Here is a 26,781-nt window from a genome sequence, read left to right on the forward strand (position 1 = left end):
GCCCCCCCCGGCCCCCCCCCCCCCCGGGGGCGCGGCCCCCCCCGTCTAACATCCCCCCCGGGGGGGCGCGCGCGCCCGCTTGCGGCCTGCTCGCGATGGCGTCATCGCAGACGCCGAATAAATCAGCCCTTGGCCAGCGCCTGCGCCGCGGCCAGCACCGCATCCACATGCCCCGGCACTTTCACCCCGCGCCATTCCTGACGCAGCACGCCGTGCTGGTCGATCAGGAAGGTGCTGCGATCAACCCCCATGTATTCCTTGCCATACAGCTTCTTCAGCTTGATCACGTCGAACAGTTGGCACAGGGCTTCGTCCTTGTCGCTGATCAGCTCGAAGGGGAATTGCTGCTTGCACTTGAAGTTCTCGTGGGACTTCAGGCTATCGCGGGAAACGCCAAACACTTGGGTGTTGGCCGCGAGAAACTGTGGGTACTGGTCACGAAAACCCTGACCCTCGGTGGTGCAGCCCGGGGTGCTGTCCTTGGGATAGAAGTAGATCACCACCTGCTTGCCCTTGAGGGCGGCCAGGCTGACGGTCTGCCCGCTGGTGGCGGGGACTTCGAAGTCGGCGACCGGTTGGTCGATAGCGACGGCCATGGAAAGCTTCCTTACATTGGGTTCTGTGGGCGCCACGGTTCGATCAGCGCGTCGAGGTTCAGCGCGTCGGCGAAATCGAGGAACTGATCGCGCAGCCAACTGATCTGCACACCGGCCGGCAGGGTCACGGTAAAGGTGGCGTTGAGCATGGTGCCGCCAGTCTGGGGGGCCTGATAAGTGTCGCAGGTCAGGTTTTCCAGCTCGACGTTATGGTCGATGAAGAACTGGCACAGCTCATTGACGATGTCCGAGCGGTAGGCAGAACTGACGTAAGCCACATACGGCAGGGCTTGCGGGCGATTTTCCAGCGCCGCGCTGCGTACCACGTTGACGGTGAAGGCGTGTTTCTTGGCCAGGCTCGGCAGACCGGCTTCCAGGCGCGCCAGGGCGTCCCAGGAACCGGAAATCTCCAGGATGAGTGCACTGCACTCGCCATGGCGAGTCAGGCGGGAGGTGACCACGGCGCAGCGATTTTCATGGCTGGCGCGGCACAGGACGTTAGTCAGCTCCATGGGGTTGGCGCCGAGGGCACTGATGACAAGGAATTGTTCGCGAACTGTGGGGGTGGACATGCAGCATTCCTAAAGCGATGAGCGGTCGGTACGTTTATAGGCTGATTCGTCGGGTGTGGGTCCGGATGCGTTATCAACAAAGCCCGAGCCAGAGGGTTGCTGCGAGCTCAAACAAGGTGAGTTCGGGTAGATGGCAACGCAGGGGCGGGGCTTGTGGAGCCGAAAATGGAGGCTTGAACCCGGCACATGAGCCTGTCGGTACTGATCAAAGTCTGAAGGGTAGCGAAAAGCGGCGCCAAGGGGAATGGCATGAGCGCAGTACTTCGCTTGTGCAAGCATCTTGGCGCCAGTACCATTACCGCTCTCTTTTTCCGGCAGGAGCGGTTGCATGATTGCGGGCAGTATGGTGGCACTGGTCACACCCATGGATGCACAGGGTCGTCTGGACTGGGACAGCCTCAGCAAACTGGTAGACTTTCACCTGCAAAACGGCACCCACGCCATCGTGGCCGTCGGTACTACTGGTGAGTCGGCAACCCTCGACGTAAACGAACACATCGAAGTGATTCGTTATGTAGTCAAGCAGGTAGCCGGGCGTATCCCGGTGATCGCCGGTACCGGCGCCAACTCGACGCGTGAAGCGATCGAGCTGACCTCCAATGCCAAGACCGCCGGCGCCGACGCCTGCCTGCTGGTGACTCCGTACTACAACAAGCCGACGCAAGAAGGCCTGTACCAGCACTTCAAGGCTATCGCCGAAGCCGTCGACATCCCGCAGATCCTCTACAACGTGCCGGGCCGCACGGCGTGCGACATGCAGGCCGAGACCGTGATCCGCCTGTCGACCGTGAACAACATCATCGGGATCAAGGAAGCCACCGGCGACCTGTCCCGCGCCCAGGCCATCCTCGATGGCGTGAGCGAAGACTTCCTGGTGTTCTCCGGTGACGACGCGACTGCCGTGGAGCTGATCCTGCTGGGCGGCAAAGGCAACATCTCGGTGACCGCCAACGTTGCCCCGCGCGACATGGCCGACCTGTGCAACGCCGCCCTCAAGGGTGACGCCGTGACCGCACGGGCGATCCACGAAAAACTGATGCCGCTCAATAAAACCCTGTTTATCGAGTCCAACCCTATCCCCGTGAAATGGGCGCTGCATGAGATGGGCTTGATGCCGGACGGTATCCGTCTGCCGCTCACCTGGCTCAGCGAAGCCTGTCACGAACCGCTGCGACAGGCCCTGCGCCAGTCCGGCGTATTGGTTTAATTGAGGAAGTAATACGCATGAAGCGACTGGCCGGACTTTCCGCACTTGCCTTGATTATCTCCAGCACCAGTGGCTGTGGATGGGTCTGGGGCCCGGAAGGTTATTTCCGTGACCGTGGTAGCGATTACCTCGAAGCGCAACAGACTGCCCCGATGCAACTGCCGCCGGACGTCCAGACCGCCAAGCGTCTGGACCCACTGCTGCCAATCCCGCGCAACGTGGCCGACGACACCGTCAAGGGCGAGTACGTGGTGCCACGTCCGCAGCCGTTGACGGCGATTGCCGAGGCCAGCGACTACAGCCTGCAGAAAAGCGGCGACTCGCGCTGGGTAATGGCGCAGCGTCCTCCGGCCGAAGTCTGGCCAGTGGCGGTGCAGTTCTTCCAGGACAACGGTTTCCGCCTGGACCAGCAGCGTCCGCAAACCGGCGAATTCACCACCACCTGGCAGCGTTCCGACGAACTGTCGGCAACCATGACCAAACGCCTGGCCAGCGCCGGCGTGGCCGCCGATGCCGAAACCCGGGTACGGGTGCGCATCGAGCCAGGCGTGCAGCGCAACACCAGTGAAGTCTACGTGGTCAGCGCCGAGCGTCCTGCTGGCAGCAGCGACGACGTGGCCTTCACCAACCGTTCGGTCAACACTGGCCTGGACGCTGCGCTGGTCGACGACATGCTGGTCAGCATGAGCCGCATCTCCGAGAAGGGCGGTTCGGTGTCGATGCTCGCTTCCCGTGATTTCGATGCCCCAAGCCGAGTCAGCCTGATCGAAGACGGCAGCGGCAACCCGGTGCTCAACGTCGGCAACGACCTCGACCGTGCCTGGTCGAGCGTGGGTCGCGCGCTGGAGCAGGGCGAATGGCGCGTGGAAGACATCAACCGCAGCCTGGGCCTGTACTACATCAACCTGGCCGAAAAAGCCGAGCGCAAGGACGAGAAGCCAGGCTTCTTCGCCAGCCTGTTCGGCAGCTCTCCGGTCAAGGAAGAAGTCGAGGCGCGCGCCGAGCGTTACCAGGTGCGCCTGAGCAAGGTTGGCGAGAACGTCCAGGTGACCGTCGAAAAAGATATCAACACCGTTGCGCCGGCTGAAGTGGCGCGCAAAGTGTTGGGCGTGATTCAGGACAACCTGGGCTGATCTGATGCGTTTTGCCGTTCTCGGCAGCGGTAGCCAAGGGAACGGCACGCTGATAGCCAGTGACGACACCGTCGTGCTGGTCGATTGTGGTTTCTCCCTGCGAGAAACCGAAAAACGCCTGCTGCGCCTGGGGATAAACCCGGCGCAACTGAGCGCGATTCTGGTGACCCACGAACATGCCGACCACGTGCATGGCGTGGGTTTGCTGTCTCGGCGCTACAATATTCCGGTTTACCTCAGTCGTGGCACCTTGCGCGGGATGCGCAAGCCGGTTGATCCGGCAGGGTTCGTGGCCGGGGGCGACCAGCTGCAGATCGGTGGGCTGGAGATTGGCGTGATCGCCGTGGCCCACGATGCGCAGGAACCGACGCAGTACGTCTTCAGTGACGGCACCCGGCGCTTTGGCCTGCTGACCGACCTGGGTTCGTACTGTGCCACCGTGCTGGACGGCTACAAGGACCTCGATGCGTTGATGATCGAGTCCAACCACTGCCGCGACCGCTTGGCTCGGGGTCACTACCCGACCTTTCTCAAGCAGCGGGTGGGTGGCGAGCTGGGACATTTGAACAACCACCAGGCGGCATTCCTGGTGTCCGAGTTGGGCTGGAAAGACCTGCAACACCTGGTACTGGCCCATCTGAGCAGCAAGAACAACCTGCCGCAGCTGGCCCGGCAATGTTTTGTCGACACCCTTGGGTGCGACCCGGACTGGCTGCAACTGGCCGATCAAGATTCAGGGCTCGACTGGCGACATATCGCCTAGCCCATCTACTTAGCAAGCGGAGCCCATCATGGAAAAACGTGAAGAACTCTACCGCGGCAAAGCCAAGTCGGTTTACCAGACCGACGACGCTAACCGCTTGATCCTGCTGTTTCGCAACGACACCTCGGCGTTCGACGGCAAGCGCATCGAACAGCTCGACCGCAAAGGCATGGTGAACAACAAGTTCAACGCCTTCATCATGCAGAAACTCGAAGCAGCCGGCGTGCCGACTCAATTCGACAAGCTGCTGGGCGACAACGAGTGCCTGGTGAAGAAGCTGGACATGATCCCGGTTGAATGTGTCGTGCGTAACTACGCCGCCGGCAGCCTGGTCAAGCGCCTGGGTGTGGAGGAGGGCATGAAGCTCAACCCTTACACCTTCGAACTGTTCCTCAAGGACGACGCCAAGGGCGACCCGTTCATCAACGAATCCCACGTCGTGGCATTCGGTTGGGGCACCGCCGAGCAACTGGCGCGCATGAAAGAACTGTCGCTCAAGGTCAACGAAGTACTGAGCAAGCTGTTCGACGACGCAGGTCTGCTGCTGGTCGACTTCAAGCTCGAATTCGGCGTGTTCCATGACGGCAGCATCGTCCTGGGCGACGAATTCAGCCCGGACGGCTGCCGCCTGTGGGACAAGGCCACCGGCAAGAAAATGGACAAGGACCGCTTCCGCCAGGGTCTGGGCGACGTAATCGAAGCCTACGAAGAAGTCGCCAACCGCCTTGGCGTACCGCTGTAATCGACGCAAGCATCTGATAGCACGGAAAAAAATTCACTTTAGGGTTTGCATTCGGTGAACCTGCTGTTATGATGCGCGCCGTTGGAGAGATGCCAGAGTGGCCGAATGGGACGGATTCGAAATCCGTTGTACCTTCACCGGTACCTAGGGTTCGAATCCCTATCTCTCCGCCATTACACAGAAAAAGCCCCCGTCGCTGAAAAGCACGGGGGCTTTTTCGTTTTGCGGTTTTTAATTTTCTAGTCAGCACGAGGAATATAAAACCGTTCATCGCCAGGATTGGCTAGCATCAGCCGACTAGTCACGAAGAACACAGGGATGGTGTGGATGGAGCGATATTACGGCGTGCAATATCTGCGTGGCCTGGCGGCGGTGCTGGTGATCGTCTACCACTCCATGGTCATGTCGGTGGTCGCGCCCTACTTCAGTCATCCGGTGGGGGAGTTCGGGGTCGATATCTTTTTTGTGATCTCGGGTTTTGTCATGTGGGTCACCACCGAGGGCAAAGGCAAAAGTCCCCTGGGCTTCTGGCGCTCGCGCGTGCTGCGGGTGGTTCCGTTGTACTGGGTGTTTACCCTGATGCTGGTGGCCGCTGCACTGCTCCTGCCTGCGCTGTTCTTCAACTCGCGAGGCCTGGACGTGGGCTTTGTGCTCAAGTCGCTGCTGTTCATTCCTGCGCGCAACCCGGATGTGGGCGATATCACGCCGGTCTACACCATTGGCTGGACGCTGGTGTATGAGATGTTCTTCTACCTGGTGTTTGGCTTCTGCTTACTGGTGAAAGACCCGCGCCAGCGATTTTTCCTGGTGCTGGCGGTCTTTGCCGGTCTGGCATGCTGCGGGGCGCTTTTCAACTTTGCCGATCCACTGCTTTTCACCTACACCCAGCCGATCATGCTGGAGTTCGTCGCCGGGGTGGCACTGGGGTATTTTCGGGGGCGTTTGCCCAAGCTCAACTTGAGCATGGGCGGGCTTCTGGTGGTGTCTTCTATGGCGATGTTACTGCTGGTGGACGCGAACCAGGCTACGCGGTTCTGGATCTATGGACTGCCTGCGCTGCTACTGGTGGCAGGCGTTGTCGCGCTCGAGAAAACGATAAAAACCCAGGTGCGCTCGTTGCCGCTGTTCTTCGGGGAGGTGTCCTACTCGCTGTACCTTTCCCATCCGATTTCCCAGCGGATCTGGTACGTGCTCTTTGTCTGGCTGTTCGGCCAGATACTCAACGAGCAACTGGCCCTCTATTACTTCGCAGGCTCGGTCACCGTGGGCATATTGGGCGGCGTGGTCTGTTACTACGTGCTGGAAAAACCCCTGGCCCGCCTGACCCGACCGCGAAGCCTCCTGGCACAGCCTGCCAACGCATTGTAGGACCGAGCAACGATCTCAAAAACACCACGCTCACTGTAGGCGCGAGCTCGCTCGCGAAGGTCTCAAGCGCGCCACGTTTCTCCAGTGAGCAGGTACTTATGCTCGCGCCCATCGCGATCAGACGGATCGCCGTCCGGCTCGCTCTCACAGAAGGGGGTGGGCTGCCTATGGCTATTCGCTACGGCGAGCTTTTACCGCAGTCCGATCTCTTGAGTAATGGCAATTCAGTTCATTTTTTAAAAGAGAAAACTATGGCGAACCTGCTCACTACCCATCAAATTCAAAGTGCATACGATGTGGCTGTTCAAGTGTTTGAGCAGTCATTGACGATCAAGCAAGGTGTTGATCGGTTAGTGGGTGAAAAGGTTGGCGCCACCTACGCCAATGACCTGATCAACGTCTACCGGATAATGCGGCAAGGGAAATGTTACCACCGCGCGATCAACGTCGAGACGACTCAGCTTTATCTGCACCGTACATACCAAGACGCTGGTATACAGGCACTGACGCAGGCGTTGAAGGCCACAAGACTTCACATTCATTACTATGAGCAGCTTCGCAAGCTGACCTTGCGTAAGCTCCGTGAGGTGGTGGCAAACGCTGAGCTACTCATCGATCACCCTGGAGGTACAGTCGCCCAGTATCTTGCCGTGTCCGAGGCTGAGGTGCGGGTATCCTCGAATGATACTTCTGCAGCAAGGTTGGCCAGACTGGCAAAGAAAAAGGACGTAGTCCCTGTTCAGTTCACGCTCACTGCGACGTACTTTGTAAGAGATCCCGACGTAGTGGCTGAGGCTCTATATCGGGCTGGCGGATCATGCGAAGTTTGTAAAAAACTGGCACCTTTCAACCGCAAGTCAAACGGCACGCCCTATCTAGAAGTCCATCATCTGGTCCGCCTTGCGGATGGTGGATTGGACAATCTTGCCAATGTTGCGGTGCTCTGCCCGAACTGCCATCGCCAAGCCCATTTCGGTTGAGCTCAGGTTTTTTGGGGGAGGAGGGAGGTCATCCATTCAACCGGCCAACGCATTCAAGACATGCACCGGATCATTGTGTATGGCTTTGAGCAAAGCCTTGGCCGGACCTGTCGGCTCACGGCGACCTTGCTCCCAATTGCGCAAGGTGCCAAGTTGCACATCAATCAGCGCCGCGAACTTGGCCTGTGTCAGGCCGGTCGCTTTGCGGATTTGTTTGACCTGCAGGGCGTCTACATGAAATTCACAGGAGGGGCGGCGTTCCCCTCGGACGATTTCGTCCATCTGCTGCACACTTTCCATCAGCTCATCAAAAAACTTGCTCATGGTTATCTCCAATATTCGATGGCAGTCTTCAGCGCTTTGCGCCTGTCGGTAGCCAGGGCGTGTACGCCAATGGCTTACTTCCAGGCAATCCTATTCCGCCTTTGAGCGACTTTCATCTATTCGGTTGTAACGGCGAATTAAGCAGTGCTCTACGCAATGGTGCGCAACACAACTCATCACGCCGAAACCACCACCCCACCCGCCAACGGCACCGCTCCCGCCACCTTGCACAGCTCCACTCCCGCCGCGGCAAAGCGGATGGCGCTGCGCATGTACATCACTCCGCTTGTGGTGCTGCACACCACCTGGGTCGTGCCGCTGATGGGGTCAATGATGTGGACCACCGGTTGCTCGCGCTCGATCCAGGCTCCCGGGCTGTGCAGGAACACCACCAGCCCGGCGCACGGGGCGCGTAGGGTCAGGGAGCCGTCGAAGGGGGTGATGGGCTGGAGCAGGGCGGGTAGCGGCGGCGCGGTGCCGGCGAGCAGGCCGCGGTGTTGCAGGAAGGCGTAGAGCGCGGCAGCGTCCTGGCTGGCCAGTGGGTGCTCGACTTGCGCTTCGCCCCGCAGCTCGACGGTGGCGGCGACGCAGCCGGGGGGAATCGGGAAGCGGTCGGCGAACTGTTGCGCCAGGCGCCACCAGGGTTGACCGCAGGCTTCATCGAACGAGCCGGCACCGGTGCCGCTGGCCAGCAGGGTGGCCTGGGCACCAATGTAGCGGGCCAGGGGTTCGAGTTGGGCCTGATAAGGCGTTTCGCCGTACAGGTGGACCACCGCCTGGGCGTCGCAATGCAGGTCGAGGACGAAGTCGGCGTCGTGGGCCAGCAGCAATTGCGCCTGGCGCAGGGAGTCGAGCTCGCTGCCCGGCAGCATCCCGTGCAAGGCAGCGGCCATGGCGCGGCGAATCAGCTGCAGGTTGTGTTGCGGGTCGTCGTTGAGCTCATCACCAAGCTGCGCCTGGATCATCTGCGCCAGGTCCGGGTAACGCCGGTTGAAGTTCTCGCCACTGTTGTAGTCAAAACGACCCATGGCATCGTGCATCAGCGTCTGTTCCAGGCCGATTGGGTTGGCGATCGGCACCAGCACGATTTCCCCGAGGATCTCGCCACGGGCCTCGGCCTCGTCCAGCAACTGGCGCAAATGATGCAGCGCGAGCATGCCGGGCAACTCGTCGGCGTGCAGGCTGGCTTGCAGGTACACCTTGCCGGCGCCCCCGGGCTGACCGTAATGCAGGCTGATCAGCTGGCGCTGGGTGCAGGGATTGCGGGTCAAGAGGGGCTGGTGCCGGACAAGCATGGGGTCTTCCTTATGGGGGCCGTCGCAGCATCTTTATGAAAATGCCCAACCCCCACAATCGAATAATTTGCCCATCACTGGTGAGCAATATGATCCTTTCGCCCCCTCATCGACGGTCGATCTGTTCAATTAAATTGGACAAAGACGCAAATTTATTTCGATTGATGTAATTGTTTTGTCACCAATACTAGAGCCCTCGAATCAGGCCGCGCATGCCTGACATAACCATAACAATACAGAGGTGCTCGCATGACCAGTTGTGCCCAGGCGCTCGTCCAGTTACTCGAAGGCTACGGCGTGGAGTCGGTGTTCGGCATTCCCGGCGTGCACACGGTCGAGCTGTATCGCGGATTGCACGGCAGTTCGCTGCGCCACATCAGCCCACGGCACGAACAGGGCGCCGGCTTCATGGCCGACGGTTATGCCCGCGCCAGCGGCAAGCCCGGGGTGTGCTTCATCATTACCGGCCCCGGCATGACCAACATCCTCACCGCCATGGGCCAGGCCTACGCCGACTCAGTGCCGATGCTGGTGATCTCCACCACCAGCCGTCGCGAACACCAGCGTCTGGGCCATGGCTATCTGCATGAAATGCCCGACCAGCGTGCCGTCGTCTCCGGGGTTTGCGCCTTCAGCCATACCCTGCAACGCCCGCAGGAATTGCCGGAAGTGCTGGCCCGTGCCTTTGCGCTGTTCAGTTGCGCGCGGCCACGGCCGGTGCATATCGAAATCCCCCTCGACGTGCTGGAGATGCCGGCCGATGGCCTCGACCTGCGCCCGCGCACCTTGCCGCAAGCCCCGGCCCCGGCCGCAGTGAATATCGACGCAGCGGTGCAACTGCTGGCCGCCGCGCGTAAGCCGTTGATCCTCGCGGGTGGCGGCGCCCGGCGCGCCGGCCCGTTGCTGCAAGCGCTGGCCGAGCGGCTGCAGGCCCCCGTGGCCCTGACCACCAATGCCCGTGGCCTGCTGGCGCCGGAACATCCGTTGCTGCTCGATGGCGTGCAGTCGTCGGCCCATGGCCGGGCGCTGTTTGCCGAGGCCGACGTGGTCCTGGCGGTCGGCACCGAACTGGGCGAGACCGACTACGACTTCTTTGGCCTAGGGCCGCTGGTCTTGAATGCGCCGCTGATTCGTCTCGACATCGACCCACTGCAGATTCTCGGCGCGGCCCGTGCCGATGTCGGTTTGCTGGGGGACGCCGGGCAAGGTCTGCAGGCACTCTTGAGCGCCGTGCCCGAGCGCCCCGCCAGTGACTGGGCCGGCCTTGGCGTGGCGCGGGTCAATGCCGCCGAGCGGGCGAGCTGGAGCCCCAAGCAAAACGTCATGCAGCAGATGCTCGACACCCTGCGCGACAGCCTGCCGGCGCCGATTGTGGTCGGCGACTCGACCCAGCCGGTGTATCAGGGCGCGTTGGGCTACCGGGCGCCGCAAGCCAACAGCTGGTTCAACGCCGGCACCGGTTTCGGCACCTTGGGCTACGGCTTGCCGGCGGCGATCGGCGCCAAGCTGGCGATGCCCGAGCGCCCGGTACTGGCAGTGGTGGGGGATGGCGGGGTGCAGTTCTCCAGCGCCGAGTTGATCGCCGCGCGTGAGGCCGAGGCAGGGGTGATCGTGGTGCTGTGGAACAACCACTGCTACGCCGAGATCCGCGACTACATGACCGCCCGCGAGATCCCGCCACTGGGCGTCGACATCCTGCCGCCGGACTTCGCCGCGCTGGCCAAGTCCTGCCACGTCCAGCACCAGTCCGTTAGTAGCCGCGAGCAGTTGCGCGAAGCGCTGATCCGCCTGGCCGACACCCACCAGCCGGTCCTGCTGGAACTGGACGCCGCAGCCTTCCTGTCTGCCTGAGCATCAATTCGCCGAATCTGTGGGAGAGAGCCGCATGGAATTGCAGAAAAGATTTGCCCGTAAATGGATCGACCAGCACCGCCAGCAGTTGTCTGATTGGCACCAGATCATCTGGCACTACGCGGAACCGGCGTTTCGCGAGTACAAGTCCTGCGCCTGGTATGTAGAGCTGCTGCGCAAGGAAGGCTTCACCGTGGAAGAGGGCAGTGGCGGCATGCCGACCGCCTTCTGCGCCACCTTCAGCAACGGCAATGGCCCAGTGTTGGCGACCTATGCCGAGTACGACGCGGTCCCTGGCAATTGCCAGGCCGCGACCACCCGCAAGATGCCGCGTGACGGCCTGTCGCGGTTTGCCCCCGGGCACACCGACCCGCATTCGGCACTCGGCATCAGTGCCCTGGGTGGGGTGCTGGCGGCCAAGGCGGCGATGCTCGAGTTTGGCATCCAGGGCACCATCCGCTTCTTCGGTGAGCCGGCAGAAAAGCTGCGCGCCTCCAAGCCGGTGCATGCCGCCAAGGGTTACTACGACAACCTGGATGCGGCCATCAGTTTTCACCCCACCTACATGCTGCCGCTGAACAACACCACCACCTGGGATACCCATTGCGGAATCGCCTACGCCTACATCTACAGTTTCACCTGCGAAGACCCGCAGAACTGGATCGCCGCCGACCGCTACAGCCCCATCCCGCAGAACCACCTGGCAGCCCGCGCGCCGGGGGCCAACGATGCGCTGATGCACTTCTACAACCTCAATGAAAGCCTGCGCCGTTCGACCCTGCCGTTCACCGGCCTGTGGAGCTACAACGAAGCTATCCTCACTGCCGGCCAGGCCACCGCCGACAACCTGCCGCCGCACCTGTCGCAGATCCAGTACCTGCTGCGTTGCGACTCGATCGAGCAGGCCGAAACCATTTCCTCGGTGATGGACAACAACGCTGCCGCCGCGGCGATGGCCACCGGTTGCCAATGGAAAAAGACCTGGGTGTGCAAGTCCCGTGGCGGCCTGGCCAACCATGTGCTGGCCCAGGCCACCTACGACAACCTGGCCGCCATCGGTGCGCCGCAATGGGGCCTGGAAGCCTGCGAGATCGCCCGCGACATTCAGCGCAACCTGGGCCTGGAACCGATGGCCGAACCCTTCCTGCCAGCCATCGAACAATTGATCGAGCCGCAGGAGTGCGAACGCCAGATGCGCCTGCAAATGCCGGCCTGGCAGAAGTACCTGACCTCCGACGACTACCCCGAATACACCTGGCATTGCCCGACCGTGCGCCTGCTCGTCGCGCGGCCGATGCTCTCTGCGCCCGCCGGCCATGTCTACCCGGACTGGGTCTCCAACGCCCTGGGCGGCATCCCGCAGACCATCGACCCGATGATCGACGTGGCGGCCAAAACCATCGCCAGCACCTTGCTCGACCTGTTCTGCAACGACGACCTGCTGGCGGCAGCCAAGGCCGAGTTCAACCAGCGCACCGGCGGTGGCATCGGTGGTGAGCATTGGCAGGCGCCCCTGTTGCCCGCCGACTTCCAGGCGCCGCACCGTTTCCGCTGGCCGGAGTACATCACCACCGTACGCGGTGAGGAGTGGTGGATTCCGGCGCGCGAGGACGAGTAATGCCCCGCAGCCCTGTGTACCGCATCCCCCAGTATTCGAGGAGCCAGACGTGCAAGCACTCACCAACGTGAACATCCCGCAGCCGGCAGCGGACACCTCGGTCGTCGCCATCGACGACCTGCACAAAAGCTACGCCGACCACCACGTCCTCAAGGGCATTTCGATGCGCGCCAAGGAGGGCGAGGTGGTCTCGCTGATCGGTTCCAGCGGCTCGGGCAAGAGCACGCTGCTGCGCTGCATCAACCTGCTGGAAATTCCCTGCAGCGGCAGCCTGCGCATCAATGGCGAAGAAGTACGCCTGAAGACTGGACGTCATGGGGTCGCGCAGGTCGCCGATCCGCGTCAGGTCGAGCGCCTGCGCACCCGCCTGAGCATGGTGTTCCAGAGCTTCAGCCTGTGGCCGCACCGCACAGTGCTGGAGAACGTCATCGAAGCCCCGGTCTATGTGCTCGGAGAGGACCGCAAGGAAGCCACCGCCCACGCCGAGCAACTGCTGGAAAAAGTCGGCCTGATCGACAAGCGCAATGCCTACCCGGCGTTTCTGTCGGGCGGCCAGCAACAGCGCGTGGCCATCGCCCGGGCCCTGGCCATGCGCCCGCAAGTGATGCTGTTCGATGAGCCGACCTCGGCCCTCGACCCGGAGTTGGTGGGCGAAGTGTTGCGGGTGATCCAGGGCATCGCCGAGGAAGGCCGCACGATGATTCTGGTGACCCACGAAATGGCCTTTGCCCGGGATGTGTCGAGCAAGGTGATTTACCTGCACCAGGGCCGGGTCGAGGAAGAAGGCCCGCCCCAACAGGTACTGCTGGATCCGCGCAGCGAACGCTGCCGGCAATTTGTCATGGCCCAGGACAACCGCGGGTAATCGCGCCGGTTTTTTCAACCTCGATAACAACAACCTGAAAGAGGCACCCTGCATGAAAAAAACTCTGTTGGTTACCCTGCAAGCCTGCTTGCTGGCCGGCATCGCGAGCAGCGCGATGGCCGCGGACAAACTGGTGTTCGGCATCGCCCTGGAACCCTATCCGCCGTTCTCGTTCAAGAGCGGCAAGGGCGATTGGAGCGGCTTCGAGCCGGAGATGATCACCGCCGTCTGCGCCCGCATGCAGGCCGAATGCAGCCTCAATGAAATGTCCTGGGACGGTCTGATCCCGGCGCTCAAATCGCAGCAGGTCGACGTGGTGCTCAACTCCCTGTCGATCACCCCCGAGCGTCAACAGGTGATCGACTTCACCCAGCCGTACTTCTTCACCCGCGCCCTGTGGATCGGCGAGCGCAACCTGGAACTGGACCCAACCCCGGCCGGCCTCAAGGGCAAGATCATCGGCGTGCAGGGTTCCACCACCCACGCCGCCTTCGTCAAGAAGTACTACGCCGAGGACTCGACCATCCGTTACTACAACGACCAGGACGACCTCCTCGCCGACCTGCGCAGCGGACGTGTCGACATCATGCTGGCCGACCAGTTGGTGGTCGAGCCGCTGCTCGAACTGCCAGACAACGCCATGCTCGCGAGCAAGGGCGTGGCTCCGCTCGACCCCTTGTTCGGTGACGGCGTGGGTGCGGGCGTGCGCAAGGGCAACGATGCCCTGCGTGAGCGTCTGAACGTGGCCCTGCAATCGCTGCGAACCGACGGCAGCTACGAAAAAATCCGTGAGCGCTATTTCAAGACCGACATCTCGGCCCTCGAGTAAGCCGGTACCTCAAGCAAACCCAGCGAAGGTGTGCTCATGACTGTTTCTGAAATTTCCCGGCTGTTTTTTGCCGACGGTTGGCTCCAGGCCCTGGCGCAGGGCATGGTGAAAACCCTGGGTATTTCCCTGGGCGCCTTTGTCCTGGGTCTGTCTATCGGCCTGATCGTGGCCATGGTCAAACTCAAGGGACCACGCTGGATGGTGGTCTGTGCCAATTGCTACACCACGCTGTACCGCGCAGTGCCGGAGCTGTTGCTGATCCTGCTGCTGTATTACGCCGGTGCCGACCTGATCAACCTGACGATGGCGGCGCTCGGTCAACCGAGTGTCGAGATCAACGGGTTCATGGCCGCCGTGGTGGTGCTGGGCATTGTGCAGGGCGCGTACTCGGGGGAGATCATCCGCGGGGCGATCGAATCGATTCCCCACGGCCAGATCGAAGCCGCGCGCTCCTATGGCATCAATCGCTTGATGCTGGTGCGCCGGGTAATCCTGCCGAGCATGCTGCCGTTCGCCATCGCCGGCCTGTCCAACCTGTGGCTGGTGCTGGTCAAGGAAAGCGCGCTGATCAGCGTAGTCGGCTACAGCGAACTGCTGACTGCCGGGCGCCAGGCTGCGGCCTCGACCAAACACTACTTGCTGTTTTACCTCGCGGTCGCGGCGTTCTATTACCTGATCACGCTGGTTTCCAGTTCGGTGTTCCGGCAGGTCGAAGTTCGCTTCGAACGCTGGATGCCACGGCACTCATAGGGAAGGGCAGGCATGGACTTTCAGTGGTTGAGCAGTTTTTACAACGAGTTGGTCAAGGGTGCAGGGCTGACCCTGCAGCTGTTGCTGATCTCGGGTTTCTTCGGGTTCCTGATGGCGGTTGGCGTGGCCCTGGGGCGCTTATCGAAGAACCGTTTCCTGGCCAACGGCCTGCGGTTCTACACCAGCGTCCTGCGTGGCACGCCCTTGCTGGTGCAGATCTACGTGCTTTACTACGGCGTGGGTAGCCTGTTCGCTACCTTCCCGTTGATTCGCGGCAGCATGTTCTGGCCGTACTTGCGTGAAGGTTTCTGGTACGTTGCGTTTGCCCTGACCCTGAGCGTTTCGGCGTATGTCGGCGAAGTGCTGCGCGGTGGCTTGCGCGCAGTGCCGCGTGGCGAGCTGGAAGCGGGGCGGGCCTATGGCATGCGGCCCTGGCTGGTGCTGCGGCGAGTATGGATGCCGCGTGCCTTGCAGATGCTGCGCCCGACCCTGGCAGGGGAGAGCGTGATGCTGCTCAAGGCCACGGCGCTGGCCTCCACCGTTGCGGTCACCGACTTGCTCGGTGCGGCCAACCTGGTGCGTGCGCAAACGTTGCGAGTCTATGAGCCGCTGCTGGTGGTGGCGGTGATTTACATCATTCTGGCGATCTTGATCGAACAAGGCTTTGCCCGTATCGGCAAAACGCCCCAACGACAGGCCTGACTTCACGCTGTGTTGATACGTCGGCCCGAGGGCTCACAAGGAGTTTTTCATGAAATATTCGTCCATGGTCCAGCGCATCAGCGGTGAGACGGTCAGCGCCTGGGACATTCACTACGCCGCGTGTGATGCCCAGGCTCGGGGTGAAGATGCCATCGTCCTGAGTATCGGCGATCCGGACTTCGCCACCGCCGACGAGATCTGCGCGGCTGCGATCCAGGCCCTGAACGAAGGCGACACCCACTACTGCCACGTGATCGGCCGCCCGGCCCTGCGCGAGGCGATTGCCGCCAAGCAGACGGCCTTGCTCGGCCAGCCGGTGTCCGCCGCCAACGTGGCCCTGGTGGCTGGTGCGCAGAATGGTTTGTACGCCACCGCCATGTGCCTGTTCGAAACCGGCGATGAGGTGCTGGTGCCGGCGCCGATGTACCTGACCTACGAGGCGAGCATCCAGGCCAGCGGTGCCCGCCTGGTGCCGATTGCCCAACCGGCGGAAAACGATTTCCGCTTGACCCTGGCCGCCATCGAGGCGGTGGTGACTGACAAGACTCGCGGCATCGCCCTGGCCACGCCCAACAACCCCACCGGCAACGTCTACACCCGCGAGGAACTGGAAGCGGTGGCCCTGGTGGCCCAGCGGCACAACCTGTGGGTGATCAGTGACGAGGTCTACGGCCAGCTCACCTACGATCGTGCGCACCAGAGCGTGGCGACCCTGGAAGGCATGGGCGAACGCACCGTGGTGCTCAACAGCCTGTCCAAGTCCCATGCCATGACCGGTTGGCGGGTCGGCTGGGTGGTCGGGCCACAGGAACTGATCGGCCATCTGGATAACCTGCTGCTGTGCATGCTGTATGGCTTGCCGGGCTTCATCCAGGCCGCCGCGTTGAAGGCGCTGGAGCTGGATGAGCAGGTGGTCGGCCAGGCGCGCGAGTTGTATCGCCGTCGGCGTGACCTGGTGGTCGCCGGGTTGCGCAACGTGCCGCTGCTCAAGTGCAAGGTGCCCGAGGCCGGCATGTTCATGCTGGTGGATGTGCGGGATACCGGCCTGTCGAGCACCGACTTCGCCTGGCAGCTGTTCCGCGCCACGGGTGTCTCGGTACTCGATGCCAGCGCCTTTGGGGCCAGCACCGCCGGTTTCGTGCGGATCTCCTTCACCGTCTCCGATGCCGCGTTGAGCGACGCCTGTGGGCGTATCGCCGGCTTTATCGAAGGGCTTCAGGCGCGCAACTGACGGTGGCTCATGGCACCCGGCGCCCCGAGTGAGCGGGCCGCCGGGTGTTGGCTAGCGGATGTTTGCCCACGGGTGTGCAATCAATCGTCGATGTCGATGGACGGCACTCCCCACGGCTTCCTAAACTGTCGCCAGTCTTGGGGACTGGGGGCGGTAGATGAATCGCAATGAACTGCGCAAGGCCGACATCAACCTGATGGTGGTGTTTGAAACGCTGATGCTCGAACGCAACGTGACACGCGCGGCGGAAAAGCTGTTTCTCGGCCAGCCCACAATCAGCTCGGCACTCAATCGCCTGCGCATCATGCTCAACGACCCGCTGTTTATCCGGGTCGGTCACCGCATGGAGCCTACGGCGCGGGCCGAAGAGCTGATCCAGCATCTGTCTCCGGCGCTCGACGCCTTGTCTTCGGCCCTGAGCCTGACCCGCGAGTTCGATCCCGCCAGCAGCACCATGACCTTTCGCATCGGCCTGTCCGATGACGTCGAGTTCGGCCTGCTGCCACCGTTGTTGCGCGCCTTGCGCCAGGAAGCGCCGCAGGTGGTGTTCGTGGTGCAGCATGTTGACTACTGGCGGATTCCCGACTTGCTGGCGTCAGGCGATATCACCGTCGGCATCAGCCAGACCCGTGGCCTGCCGGCCAATGCCAAGCGCAAGTTGTTGCGCCACATCCAGCCCAGCATCCTGCGTGCCGATGCCTCGGACACGCCGCTGACCCTCGACGAATACTGCGCCCGGCCCCATGTGCTGGTCTCGCACACCGCCAACGTCAGCGGCTTTGCCGATGAGTGGCTGGCCGAGATCGGCCGCACCCGCCAGGTGGTGTTATCGGTGCCGCAATACAGTGCCTTGCCGGCCTTGTTGGCGGGCACCGACTTGATCGCCAGCCTGCCGGACTACACCGCCGCAGCCATGGCTGCCTCGGGGCAATTGTTCAAGGAGCCGTTCCCGTTCCACACCCCGACCCTGGACCTGTCCATGGTCTGGCTCAGCCATGTCGACACCGACCCGGCCGAGCGTTGGCTGCGCTCGCGCCTGGAAGCCTTCATGAGCGACCGCGAAGCACCGCAGATCTAGGCCAATGTCGCTGAGGGCGGTAGGAGCGGTCTGTGCTATACGTAGGCACTTTGATGGTTAACCCAAGGAGCACTGCAATGCCTCACCTGCACATGGAATACACCGACAACCTGCCAGGGCTCAACGCGGACGTGGCGCTGCTGCGTTTCAACCACGCGCTGGCCGGTTCCGGGCAGTTTGCCGATGAGTTCGACATCAAGAGTCGGGCCATGCAGGTAGGCGCATTCCGTGTAGGTACCGGCATGGGCGAGCGGGGCTTCGTGGCGTTGCGCCTGGCGATACTCAGTGGCCGTTCACCGGCGATCAAGAAGCAATTGTCCGATAGCCTGCTGGCGGTACTGCAAGACTTGTGCGAATGGCCGGCCGGGGTCGAGGTGCAACTGTCCGTCGAAGTCCTGGACATTGACCGCGAGTCCTACACCAAGACCGCCATCGGTCGCTGAGCCCCGCCGCACCCTTCAATCCAGCGGTTGCGCGACACAGGCCTCGATCACCTGCTGGCGCAACCAGGTGTTGGCGCTGTCCAGGTCGCTGGCCTCGCTCCACAGCATGTCCAAGCTGAACCTCGGCAGACCCTGGGGCGCCTCGTAATGGCTGAACCCGGGTTCGCTGGCCAGCAACTGCTGGATACGCCGCGGCATGGCCAGCAGGTAATCGGTGCCGACAATCAACTTCAGCGCCGCACTGTAGCTGTTGGCGCGGGCGACAACCTGCCGTTTGTGGGCCTGCTGCGCAAGCCAGCCATCGACCATGTTGGTGCTGGAAGTCCAGGGCGTGGGAAAGACATGCCGGCGCTGGGCGAAATCCTGCAGGCTGAAGCGCGGCGTCGGGTGCGGGGCGTGCTGGTCGACCACGCACACCAGGTCATCGGTGAGCAAAACCTGGGACTTGAAGTCACTGTGGTGCTGATGAAAATTAGGGCCGAAGCCGATCACCAGATCGATGCGGCCGTCGCGCAGTTCTTCGGCGGGAATCTCACTTTCGAGTTTGTGCACATTGATGGTCACCGGCAGGTCGACCTGGGCGAAGCGTCGCAGCAGGCGCGGCAGGACCAACTGTTCGAAGTATTCCGGGGCGCAGAGGTTGAAGGTCACGGCCCGCCGAGTCGGGTCGAACGCCTGGACCCCGGCATGGCACAGGTTGATGCTCTCGATGATCTGCAGCACATGGGGGTACATGCTGCTGGCCCTGTCCGTCGCGCGCATGCCGGTCCGGGTGTTGATGAACAACTCGTCCTCGAAACTGGTGCGCAGTTTCTTCAGGCAATAACTCACGGTGGACTGGCTGACGCACAAGGCGTCGGATACGCCGCTGACATTGCACTGTTCATACACCGCGATGAACACCATCAAGTCCTGCATATCGAGCTTGCGCAGCAAGTTACTGTTGAGCATCCATAACGTCCGTTCAGCGGCGTGTGCAGGTTGTGCACACGCCTGGACCAGGGATGCTAACGGAAGGCGCGGCTCAGGACCATGCGCCGCAGACTCGGCTGCTCAGTCGATGTGCCTGGCATAGTGGCGTGGGTCGAAGCGCAGGACCATCAGCATCATCACCAGCACCACCGCGGTCAGGGCCCACCAGGCCCATTCGAAACTGCCTAGTTGATCGCGGATCATCCCGGCAATCAGCGGCGAAACCCCGGCAATCAGGTAGCCGATGCCTTGCACAAAGGCCGTCAGGCCGCCGGCGCGCTGGGGATGGTCGAGGTGGTCCAGCGAGACGATCAGGCTCATTGGAAACAGCCCGCCGATGCCCAGCCCCAACAGGCACGGCCAGAGCAGGCTCAGGGACTCGGGGCTGAGGATCAGCCCGCAGAAACCGGCGACGATCAGGCCCAGCAACACCATCAGCACCAGGCGTTTGTCGCGGCTGCGGTTGGCCAGGGCCGGGGTCAACAGGCCGGAGATCACTTCCATGGCGGTGAGAAACCCCAGCACCAGGCCGGCACTCTGTTCACTCCAGCCTTTCTCCACGTAGTAGGGCGCCAGCCATGCCAACACGCAGGTGTAGGACGCCGTGCCCAGGCCAAAGAAGATGGCCAGCAACCAGGCGCGGGGATTACCGGCAAAGGACGTGTTGTTGCCGGTTGGGTTGGCCTGGGGGGCGATGGCCGAACGTTGGGCGTACCAGAACAGCAAGGCGACAACCGCCAGTGCCGCCCAGATCGCCAGGCCGATGCGCCAACTGCCGGTGTTGATCATCACCAGGGGCGCGAATGAGGCGGCAATGGCTGCGCCGGCCATGATCGAGGTGACATACAGGCCCATGAACAGCGAGACGTTATCGCTGAAGCGGGATTTGATCAGGGCCGGCAGCAGTGCCTGGATCAGGGCGATGCCGATGCCGGCCAGGACGGCGCTGAAGATCAGTTCGGCGGCCGAGTCGAGGAATAACCGGGAGGCGGTGGCCAGGCCGATGATCAGCAGCGACAGGACCACGGTGCGGTGTTCGCCCAGGTGGCGGCTGATGCGCATGCCGAAGAACATCGCCAGCCCCATGGCCATGACCGGCAGCATGGTGAGCAGGGCGGCGAGGCTGAAGCTCAGGGGGATGTCGCTGCGGATGCCGGTCAGTAGTGGGCCGATGGCGGCCATGGACGGGCGTAGGTTCAGGGCGACGAGAACGACGGCTAGCATCAGCCAGATCGCGGGGCGGGAGGTGGCGCGTACGGTTTGCATAATCGGACCTTGGGGGGCTAGGGCTGGATTAGGCGGGTTGGGGGTGGGTGGCGGCAAATCAGAAAGTCTGCGGGGGGATTTAGAAATTAAATTTGTTGGGGGTGGGGGCCGGCCTGTTTTTTCTGGGGGAAGCGCATTTCTCTGTGGGAGCGGGCTTGCCCGCGATGGCGATCTGCGCCACACCACAGATTTCAGCAATACCCCAATCTCCCGTAGCAGCTGCCGAGCCTGCGAGGCTGCGTTCGAGGACGCAGTCCTCGCAGGATTGCAGTGAGGAAATGTTTAGCAAGTCTGCACCCAAGGTTCTTGATCTGTGGATTTAACGACTTACTGCCCCGTGTGACGCTGTTCGCCCTCTATGTTCTGCGGTTTACCCTATGGACGGTTGCTCGATCGACACTCACCCCGCAGCTGTGCCTGGCGCTAGTGCGTCATGCCGTCAGCCTCGGCGTCGATTCTTGCCCGCCAGCGCATTGAACCTGTCTGCCCTGCCTTCGGAACTGGCCTTTTGGGCGCTATGGCATTGCCGCCATGCGCGCCCACCGGATGTGCGTATTTCCCGTTGAATCATTTCAACGGCCCCGGTGTTGCGCCGGGGCCTGACTGGCGGTGCCTGTGCGCCTGCCTGACCCGGATATACGAGCGTTCCCATGAGTGTTGCCACGAGCCCCTTTGCCTCCCTGCAAGAAGCCAATGATTTTCTGCAAGCCAACCCGGATATCGAGATGTTCGAGCTGTTCATCGTCGATAACAACGGCGTGCCCCGGGGCAAGTTGTTGCACCGCGATGAGTTGTTGGCGGTCTACCAGAGCGGGCGGCCGCTGCCCAGCACCATTCTGGGCCTGACCATCAATGGCGACGACGTGGAAAACTCCGGGCTGGTCTGGGAGGTCGGCGACATCGATTGCCGCGCCTACCCGGTCAGCGGCAGTTTGCAGCGCATGCCATGGCGGCAGATTCCGACGGCGGCGGTGCAGGTCAGCATGCACCCGCAAGAAGGCATGCCGGCGACCGTGGCCGATCCTCGGCATTTGCTGGCCAAGGTGATCGATGGGCTCAAGGCCGATGGTTATTACCCGGTGATGGCCGCGGAGCTGGAGTTCTACCTGCTCGATCAGCAGCGTGACAGCCAGGGTCGCCCGCAACCGGCGCGGGACGTCGACGGTGGGCGGCCGCGCTCGACCCAGGTCTACGGTTTGCGTGAACTGGAGCAGATCGAGCCGTTTCTCGCCGACCTCTATGCCGCCTGCAAGCTGCAGGGGATTCCGGCGCGCACGGCGATTTCCGAATACGCTCCGGGCCAGGTCGAAATCACCCTCGAGCACCGCGAAGATGCCCTGCAGGCCATGGACGAGGCGGTGCGCTATAAGCGCCTGGTCAAGGGCGTGGCCCACAAGCATGGGATGAGTGCCTGTTTCATGGCCAAGCCGTTCGATGACCTGGCCGGTACTGGCATGCACATGCACGTCAGCATCGCCGACAAGGACGGCAACAACCTGTTTGCCAGCGACGCCCCCGATGGCACGCCGCTGCTGCGCCAGGCGGTCGGTGGCATGCTCAGCACCTTGCTCGACTCCTTGCTGTTGTTCTGCCCCAACGCCAACTCCTATCGCCGTTTCCAGACCAACAGCTACGCGCCGCTGGCCGCCACCTGGGGCGTCGACAACCGCACCGTGAGCCTGCGAGTGCCCGGCGGGCCGGCGTTCTCGCGGCATATCGAGCACCGCATCTGCGGCGCCGATGCCAACCCCTATCTCGCCGCTGCGGCGATCCTGGCCGGCATTCATCGCGGCATTCGCGAGCAGCGCGACCCGGGAGCGCCGGTCGAGGGCAACGGTTACGCCCAGGCCAAGGAATTGCTGCCCACGGACTGGCTGACCACCCTGCGGGCACTGGAAAACTCGGCCTGGGCCCGGGATGCGTTTGGTGCGCCTTTCCTTGGGGTCTACCTGGCAGTCAAGCGTGCCGAGTACCGCCAGTTCATGGGCGAAGTCGGCGAGCAGGACTGGCGCTGGTACTTGCATCAGGCGTGAGATAGGAATAGTTAACAAACAGGACGCCAACAAATAGCTGTTAACCCACTATTTGTTGGCGTCTTTTTCACGAAATATTGATGCAAGGCTGCTTAAAGTTTGTGCCGTGGTCAGGAAAGAATAGTTCGTTCTTTGTTGGCGGCACCTACTTCAGGAACAAGCAGACCTCCCATGTTTAAAATAAAAGCCGTGCGCCCGGAATGGGTGACGTTGATTGCCAGTGCGTTTCTATTGGCTGGCTACAACGCTGTCCTCTGGCAACACCTGTTCGACATTACCGCCAGCGATGCCCAGGGTATCGGTATGCGGGTGGCGTTCGGCGTCATGCTGCTCTGTGCGTTCAATCTGATCCTGACCCTGCTGGCCTTCCGTCCAGTGTTCAAGCCAGTGCTGACTCTGATGTTCATGGCCAGTGCCGGCGTGGCGTATTTCATGAGTCAGTACGGCGTGCTGGTCGATGCCGGGATGTTGCGTAACTTTGCCGAGACCAATGCCAGCGAAGTTCGTGACTTATTGTCGATAAAGTTGCTGGCGTACAACTTGTTATTGGGTGTGCTGCCGTCATTTATTCTGTGGAAAACCCCGATTAGTTATCGTCGCTGGCACCGTGAGTTGCTCAGTAAAGTGTTGGTCGCCGGCGCCTCGGCCGTGGTCATCGGTGGCGTGGCACTTGTTAACTATCAAGGGTTGTCATCGTTGTTTCGCAATCACCACGAGTTGCGCTTGATGGTAGTGCCGAGCAATTACATCGGCGCTTCCATTGGTTATTTGCGCGAGCAAGTGAAGTCTGCGCAGCAACCGTTCGTCAAACTCGGCGAAGACGCCCAGCGCAATCCGACCTGGCAGACCCACGGGCGTAAATCGCTGACCGTACTGGTGGTGGGCGAAAGTGCCCGCGCCGAGAACTTCGGGATTCTTGGCTACGGGCGTGACACCACGCCGCAACTGGACCAGGAAGCGGGGCTGATCGCCTTTACCGACGTGCACTCCTGCGGCACGGAAACCGCGGTCTCGGTGCCCTGCATGTTCTCCAACATGGGGCGCAAGGACTATGACGCCAGCAAGGCGAAGAATGAGGAAGGCCTGCTGGATGTGCTCAAACATGCGGGGCTGGACGTAATCTGGCGGGACAACCAGTCGGGCTGCAAGGGCACCTGCGACCGGGTGACCCTGGAAGATGTCAGCAACTTCAAGGACCCGGTGCTCTGCGCCAACAGTGAATGCCGCGATGAAATCCTGCTGCAGGGCCTGCAGCACTTCATCGACACCCTGGACAAGGACACCGTGCTGGTCCTGCACCAGATGGGCAGCCACGGTCCCGAGTACTTCAAGCGCTATCCCAAGGAGTACGAGCGTTTCACCCCCGTGTGCGAGAGCAACGCGCTGAACAATTGCAGTCGGGAAAGCATCGTTAATGGCTACGACAACACTCTGGTCTACACCGACCATGTGCTGTCGACGCTGATCGACCTGTTGCGCAACAACCAGGAAAAAGTCGACACGGCCATGTTGTACCTGTCGGACCACGGCGAATCCCTGGGCGAGTACAACCTGTACCTGCATGGCACGCCCTACATGCTCGCCCCCGACCAGCAGAAGCATGTCGCGATGCTCGCCTGGTTCTCCGACAGTTATCAGAAGGCGTTCTCGGTCGACACCCACTGCTTGCAACTGAGCCGGGAAAAGCCCCTGAGCCAAGACAACCTGTTTCATTCGATGCTGGGGCTGCTGGAGGTCAACAGCAAGGTCTACAACCCCGACCTGGACCTGTTCGCCGGCTGCCGAGGTGCCGTGGTCGACGGCGTCCTGGCCAAGGATTGAACGCCAGCCACCTTATCTCTACGCCAGCCCCCAGGCTGGCCCCAGCAGACACCTTATAAGAGTCGCCCTCATGTCCGCCCACCCGCCATCTTCCATCGAGCGCGAATCTGCTGAGCGCCATGGCCAGCAGCACGCCTGTGCCTGCGTCGAGCCCCAACCACCGAGCTGGCGCCAGCGTTTGGCGCAGTGGCGCCGCGAGCAGTTACTGCGCAATGCACTCAACGAAGCGGGGGAGCCTGGCCTGGTGCTGGATGTGGCCTGTGGCGTCGGACGGTACTGGCCGGTATTGGGGGAGCATGGCAACCGGGTGATCCTGGCGGCCGACCCCTCCCCGGACACGCTCAAGCATGCCCGTACGCACCACTCGACGAGCCTGCTGACACGCATCCGGACCTTGCAGAGTTCGGCCTTCTCCATCGGCCTGTCGGCCAATGCGGTGGATTGCATCGTCTGTTCGACGCTGTTCCAGCACCTGGCGTGCGCCGAACACCGCATGGCCCTGCTCCAGGAGTTCCAGCGGGTGAGCCGGGACACTTTGATTGTGGTGGTGCGGCTGGCGGGTCGCTGCAATTGGGTCGCCGGCCTGGCGACGCAGGCGGCGCCCGGGGGCGGAAAAAACCAGTTGGAGGCCGAGTTCAAGGCGGCCGGCTTCAAGATCCTCATGCACCAGGATGTGTTGCCGGGCATTGCTGCGACCCGGGTGTACGTCCTGCGCAAACTCAGCCAGGACTGATCCGGCGAGCGCTTGACCGCGTGCCGTAGATCATTTCGCCTACGCTCTTGCTCAGTGGATGCGCGGAAATCGCCGGGGGCGATATATACTGCGCGCCATTCTTCAAGGGAGAGCCGTGTGGCCATCGATATTCACTGGATTCGCGACAACGATAGCCTCGGTCAGTTTTGCGCCCAATGGCAGCAGTTGCCGTTCGTCGCCCTCGACACAGAATTCATGCGGGTCGACACCTTCTATCCGATTGCAGGCTTGCTGCAGATCGGCGACGGCGTGCGCGCTTACCTGATTGACCCTTTGACCATCGACGATTGGCAGCCCCTGGCGGCATTGCTGGAAAACCCGGCTGTGCTCAAGGTGCTGCATGCCTGCAGTGAAGACCTCGAAGTCCTGCTGCGCCTGACCGGCAGCCTGCCGGCGCCGCTGTTCGATACCCAGCTGGCTGCCGCCTACCTGAACCTGGGCTTCTCCATGGGCTACTCGCGCCTGGTCTCGCAAGTGCTGGACATCGACCTGCCCAAGGGTGAAACCCGCTCGGACTGGCTGCAACGTCCGCTGTCGGAGACCCAGATCAGCTACGCCGCCGAAGACGCCCTGCACCTGGCAGAAGTGTTCGTGCGCCTGCGGCCGAAGTTGTCGGACGACAAGTTTGCCTGGGTCCTGGAGGATGGCGCCGAACTGGTGGCTAACCTACGCCGCGAAACCGACCCGTACGAGGTCTACCGCGAGGCCAAGCTGGCCTGGAAACTGTCCCGCGCCCAACTGGTCGTGCTGCGCGAGCTGTGTGCCTGGCGCGAGCTTGAAGCCCGGGCCCGTGACCTGCCGCGCAACCGCATCGTGCGTGAGCATTCGTTGTGGCCGTTGGCCCGGACCCAGCCGGATAACCTCGCGGCGCTGGCAAAAATCGAAGACATGCACCCGCGCACCGTGCGCCAGGACGGCGAGTTCCTGCTGGACCTGATCAAACGGGCCGGCAGCGTGCCCCCCGAGCAATGGCCAGCCGCTGTGCCCGAGCCGTTGCCGATCGAAGCCGCCGCCCTGGTCAAGCGCCTGCGCGCGCTGGGCCAGGCCGAAGCGGAGCGCTTGAACATCGCGCCCGAACTGATGTTGCGCAAGAAGACCCTGGAGGCCTTGCTCAAGAGCGGCTTCCCGGACGGTCCCTACCAATTGCCTGAATCGCTGCGTGGCTGGCGCCGCGAACTGATGGGCCAGGCCTTGCTCGACAGCCTGGCCACTGCCGGAGAACAGCCTTGAAACGTATCTGCTCGATTTACCGAAGCCTGAAGAAAAACGAAATGTACCTCTACGTGCTCAAGAGCGATGCTCTGGAGCGCGTACCGGAAAGCCTGCTGCTGGCCTTCGGCAAACCCCATCACGCCTTCGACCTGGTGCTGACTCCGGAGCGCAAGCTTTCGCGTGAGGACATTACCCAGGTCCTGGAAAACCTCGACAAGCAGGGCTACCACCTGCAAATGCCGCCAGCCGAAGACGAGTACATCGAGCACTTGCCCGAAGAGTTGCTGCGACGTAACGATCCGATCTGACGGCGACCGGCACTGGATTTTCTGGCGGTGGCCGCAAACGGGGGAGCGCACTCCCTCGGCGGCCTTGT

At 62.2% G+C, this 26,781-nt stretch carries 26 protein-coding genes and 1 tRNA gene; 21 read left to right on the top strand and 6 right to left on the bottom strand.

The genetic code is table 11. The features are described from left to right. Window positions 1–122 precede the first annotated feature (122 nt). On the bottom strand, window positions 123–596 hold the full coding sequence (locus ACIOVD_RS22790) for a peroxiredoxin (RefSeq protein ID WP_159994233.1): 474 nt from the start codon (window positions 594–596) through the stop codon (window positions 123–125). 11 nt (window positions 597–607) lie between these two features. Then, window positions 608–1,168 (bottom strand): glycine cleavage system protein R, encoded by a 561-nt coding sequence (locus ACIOVD_RS22795; protein WP_095080353.1) that lies wholly within the window; start codon window positions 1,166–1,168, stop codon window positions 608–610. A gap of 328 nt (window positions 1,169–1,496) precedes the next feature. Here ACIOVD_RS22795 and dapA point away from each other — a divergent pair, with 328 nt between their 5' ends. The 7 genes from dapA to ACIOVD_RS22830 all read left to right on the top strand — a co-directional run bounded on the left by dapA (window position 1,497) and on the right by ACIOVD_RS22830 (window position 7,361). Next, window positions 1,497–2,375: a 4-hydroxy-tetrahydrodipicolinate synthase gene (gene dapA, locus ACIOVD_RS22800; protein ID WP_095171828.1), complete on the top strand. Its 879-nt coding sequence runs from the start codon at window positions 1,497–1,499 to the stop codon at window positions 2,373–2,375. Between the two features lie 17 nt (window positions 2,376–2,392). Then, on the top strand, window positions 2,393–3,508 hold the full coding sequence (gene bamC / locus ACIOVD_RS22805) for an outer membrane protein assembly factor BamC (RefSeq protein ID WP_095171830.1): 1,116 nt from the start codon (window positions 2,393–2,395) through the stop codon (window positions 3,506–3,508). A 4-nt stretch (window positions 3,509–3,512) separates the two neighbouring features. Further along, a complete protein-coding gene (locus ACIOVD_RS22810) occupies window positions 3,513–4,271 on the top strand; it encodes an MBL fold metallo-hydrolase (RefSeq protein ID WP_095171832.1) in 759 nt (252 codons plus the stop codon). Window positions 4,272–4,299: 28 nt separating this feature from the next. Next, window positions 4,300–5,013: a phosphoribosylaminoimidazolesuccinocarboxamide synthase gene (gene purC / locus ACIOVD_RS22815; RefSeq protein WP_401130347.1), complete on the top strand. Its 714-nt coding sequence runs from the start codon at window positions 4,300–4,302 to the stop codon at window positions 5,011–5,013. Between the two features lie 83 nt (window positions 5,014–5,096). Next, window positions 5,097–5,186, top strand: a tRNA-Ser gene (locus ACIOVD_RS22820). 154 nt (window positions 5,187–5,340) lie between these two features. Then, window positions 5,341–6,381, top strand: coding sequence for an acyltransferase family protein (locus ACIOVD_RS22825; RefSeq protein WP_401130349.1), 1,041 nt, complete (start codon window positions 5,341–5,343; stop codon window positions 6,379–6,381). A gap of 167 nt (window positions 6,382–6,548) precedes the next feature. Further along, on the top strand, window positions 6,549–7,361 hold the full coding sequence (locus ACIOVD_RS22830) for an HNH endonuclease (RefSeq protein WP_401130351.1): 813 nt from the start codon (window positions 6,549–6,551) through the stop codon (window positions 7,359–7,361). Window positions 7,362–7,397: 36 nt separating this feature from the next. Here ACIOVD_RS22830 and ACIOVD_RS22835 read toward each other — a convergent pair whose 3' ends face one another. Both ACIOVD_RS22835 and ACIOVD_RS22840 read right to left on the bottom strand, forming a co-directional pair. Then, window positions 7,398–7,685, bottom strand: coding sequence for a helix-turn-helix domain-containing protein (locus ACIOVD_RS22835; protein ID WP_401130353.1), 288 nt, complete (start codon window positions 7,683–7,685; stop codon window positions 7,398–7,400). 176 nt (window positions 7,686–7,861) lie between these two features. Then, the gene (locus ACIOVD_RS22840) at window positions 7,862–8,980 is read right to left on the bottom strand and encodes a succinylglutamate desuccinylase/aspartoacylase family protein (protein WP_401130355.1); all 1,119 of its coding nucleotides are present in this window, start codon (window positions 8,978–8,980) and stop codon (window positions 7,862–7,864) included. A gap of 249 nt (window positions 8,981–9,229) precedes the next feature. Between ACIOVD_RS22840 and ACIOVD_RS22845 the strand changes: the two genes are divergently transcribed. From ACIOVD_RS22845 to ACIOVD_RS22885, 9 genes are all read left to right on the top strand, one after another. Next, complete coding sequence (locus ACIOVD_RS22845; protein WP_401130357.1) at window positions 9,230–10,831, top strand: 5-guanidino-2-oxopentanoate decarboxylase; 1,602 nt, start codon at window positions 9,230–9,232, stop codon at window positions 10,829–10,831. A gap of 34 nt (window positions 10,832–10,865) precedes the next feature. Further along, window positions 10,866–12,449, top strand: a complete 1,584-nt coding sequence (locus ACIOVD_RS22850; protein ID WP_159994271.1) for an amidohydrolase — start codon at window positions 10,866–10,868, stop codon at window positions 12,447–12,449. Window positions 12,450–12,498: 49 nt separating this feature from the next. Next, window positions 12,499–13,314, top strand: coding sequence for an ABC transporter ATP-binding protein (locus tag ACIOVD_RS22855; protein ID WP_401130359.1), 816 nt, complete (start codon window positions 12,499–12,501; stop codon window positions 13,312–13,314). 52 nt (window positions 13,315–13,366) lie between these two features. Further along, window positions 13,367–14,143, top strand: coding sequence for a transporter substrate-binding domain-containing protein (locus ACIOVD_RS22860; protein WP_095171712.1), 777 nt, complete (start codon window positions 13,367–13,369; stop codon window positions 14,141–14,143). A gap of 36 nt (window positions 14,144–14,179) precedes the next feature. After that, complete coding sequence (locus ACIOVD_RS22865; RefSeq protein ID WP_095171710.1) at window positions 14,180–14,893, top strand: ABC transporter permease; 714 nt, start codon at window positions 14,180–14,182, stop codon at window positions 14,891–14,893. A 12-nt stretch (window positions 14,894–14,905) separates the two neighbouring features. Continuing rightward, window positions 14,906–15,595, top strand: coding sequence for an ABC transporter permease (locus tag ACIOVD_RS22870; RefSeq protein ID WP_095171708.1), 690 nt, complete (start codon window positions 14,906–14,908; stop codon window positions 15,593–15,595). 49 nt (window positions 15,596–15,644) lie between these two features. Beyond that, window positions 15,645–16,826, top strand: coding sequence for a pyridoxal phosphate-dependent aminotransferase (locus ACIOVD_RS22875; RefSeq protein WP_095171706.1), 1,182 nt, complete (start codon window positions 15,645–15,647; stop codon window positions 16,824–16,826). Between the two features lie 157 nt (window positions 16,827–16,983). Further along, a complete protein-coding gene (locus tag ACIOVD_RS22880; protein ID WP_401130362.1) occupies window positions 16,984–17,904 on the top strand; it encodes a LysR substrate-binding domain-containing protein in 921 nt (306 codons plus the stop codon). Window positions 17,905–17,981: 77 nt separating this feature from the next. Beyond that, window positions 17,982–18,347 carry a 5-carboxymethyl-2-hydroxymuconate Delta-isomerase gene (locus tag ACIOVD_RS22885; RefSeq protein ID WP_095171702.1) on the top strand — a complete coding sequence of 122 codons (366 nt, stop codon included), beginning with the start codon at window positions 17,982–17,984 and terminating at the stop codon, window positions 18,345–18,347. A 15-nt stretch (window positions 18,348–18,362) separates the two neighbouring features. Here the strand turns inward: ACIOVD_RS22885 and ACIOVD_RS22890 are convergent, their stop codons facing one another. Both ACIOVD_RS22890 and ACIOVD_RS22895 read right to left on the bottom strand, forming a co-directional pair. Next, a complete protein-coding gene (locus ACIOVD_RS22890) occupies window positions 18,363–19,298 on the bottom strand; it encodes a LysR family transcriptional regulator (RefSeq protein WP_401130364.1) in 936 nt (311 codons plus the stop codon). Between the two features lie 102 nt (window positions 19,299–19,400). Then, complete coding sequence (locus tag ACIOVD_RS22895) at window positions 19,401–20,585, bottom strand: cyanate transporter (protein ID WP_401130366.1); 1,185 nt, start codon at window positions 20,583–20,585, stop codon at window positions 19,401–19,403. A gap of 650 nt (window positions 20,586–21,235) precedes the next feature. Between ACIOVD_RS22895 and ACIOVD_RS22900 the strand changes: the two genes are divergently transcribed. The 5 genes from ACIOVD_RS22900 to ACIOVD_RS22920 all read left to right on the top strand — a co-directional run bounded on the left by ACIOVD_RS22900 (window position 21,236) and on the right by ACIOVD_RS22920 (window position 26,713). Further along, window positions 21,236–22,618 (top strand): glutamine synthetase family protein, encoded by a 1,383-nt coding sequence (locus ACIOVD_RS22900; RefSeq protein ID WP_401130368.1) that lies wholly within the window; start codon window positions 21,236–21,238, stop codon window positions 22,616–22,618. 171 nt (window positions 22,619–22,789) lie between these two features. After that, window positions 22,790–24,439: a phosphoethanolamine transferase gene (locus ACIOVD_RS22905; protein WP_401130370.1), complete on the top strand. Its 1,650-nt coding sequence runs from the start codon at window positions 22,790–22,792 to the stop codon at window positions 24,437–24,439. 70 nt (window positions 24,440–24,509) lie between these two features. Further along, complete coding sequence (locus ACIOVD_RS22910) at window positions 24,510–25,172, top strand: class I SAM-dependent methyltransferase (RefSeq protein ID WP_401130372.1); 663 nt, start codon at window positions 24,510–24,512, stop codon at window positions 25,170–25,172. A gap of 117 nt (window positions 25,173–25,289) precedes the next feature. Further along, window positions 25,290–26,423, top strand: coding sequence for a ribonuclease D (gene rnd / locus ACIOVD_RS22915; RefSeq protein WP_095171649.1), 1,134 nt, complete (start codon window positions 25,290–25,292; stop codon window positions 26,421–26,423). Beyond that, window positions 26,420–26,713 carry a YcgL domain-containing protein gene (locus tag ACIOVD_RS22920; protein ID WP_095171651.1) on the top strand — a complete coding sequence of 98 codons (294 nt, stop codon included), beginning with the start codon at window positions 26,420–26,422 and terminating at the stop codon, window positions 26,711–26,713. Before rnd ends, ACIOVD_RS22920 begins: the two co-directional genes overlap by 4 nt. The last annotated feature ends 68 nt before the right edge of the window (window positions 26,714–26,781 follow it).

Source organism: Pseudomonas sp. NPDC087626 (assembly GCF_044743405.1).
Classification (GTDB): domain Bacteria; phylum Pseudomonadota; class Gammaproteobacteria; order Pseudomonadales; family Pseudomonadaceae; genus Aquipseudomonas.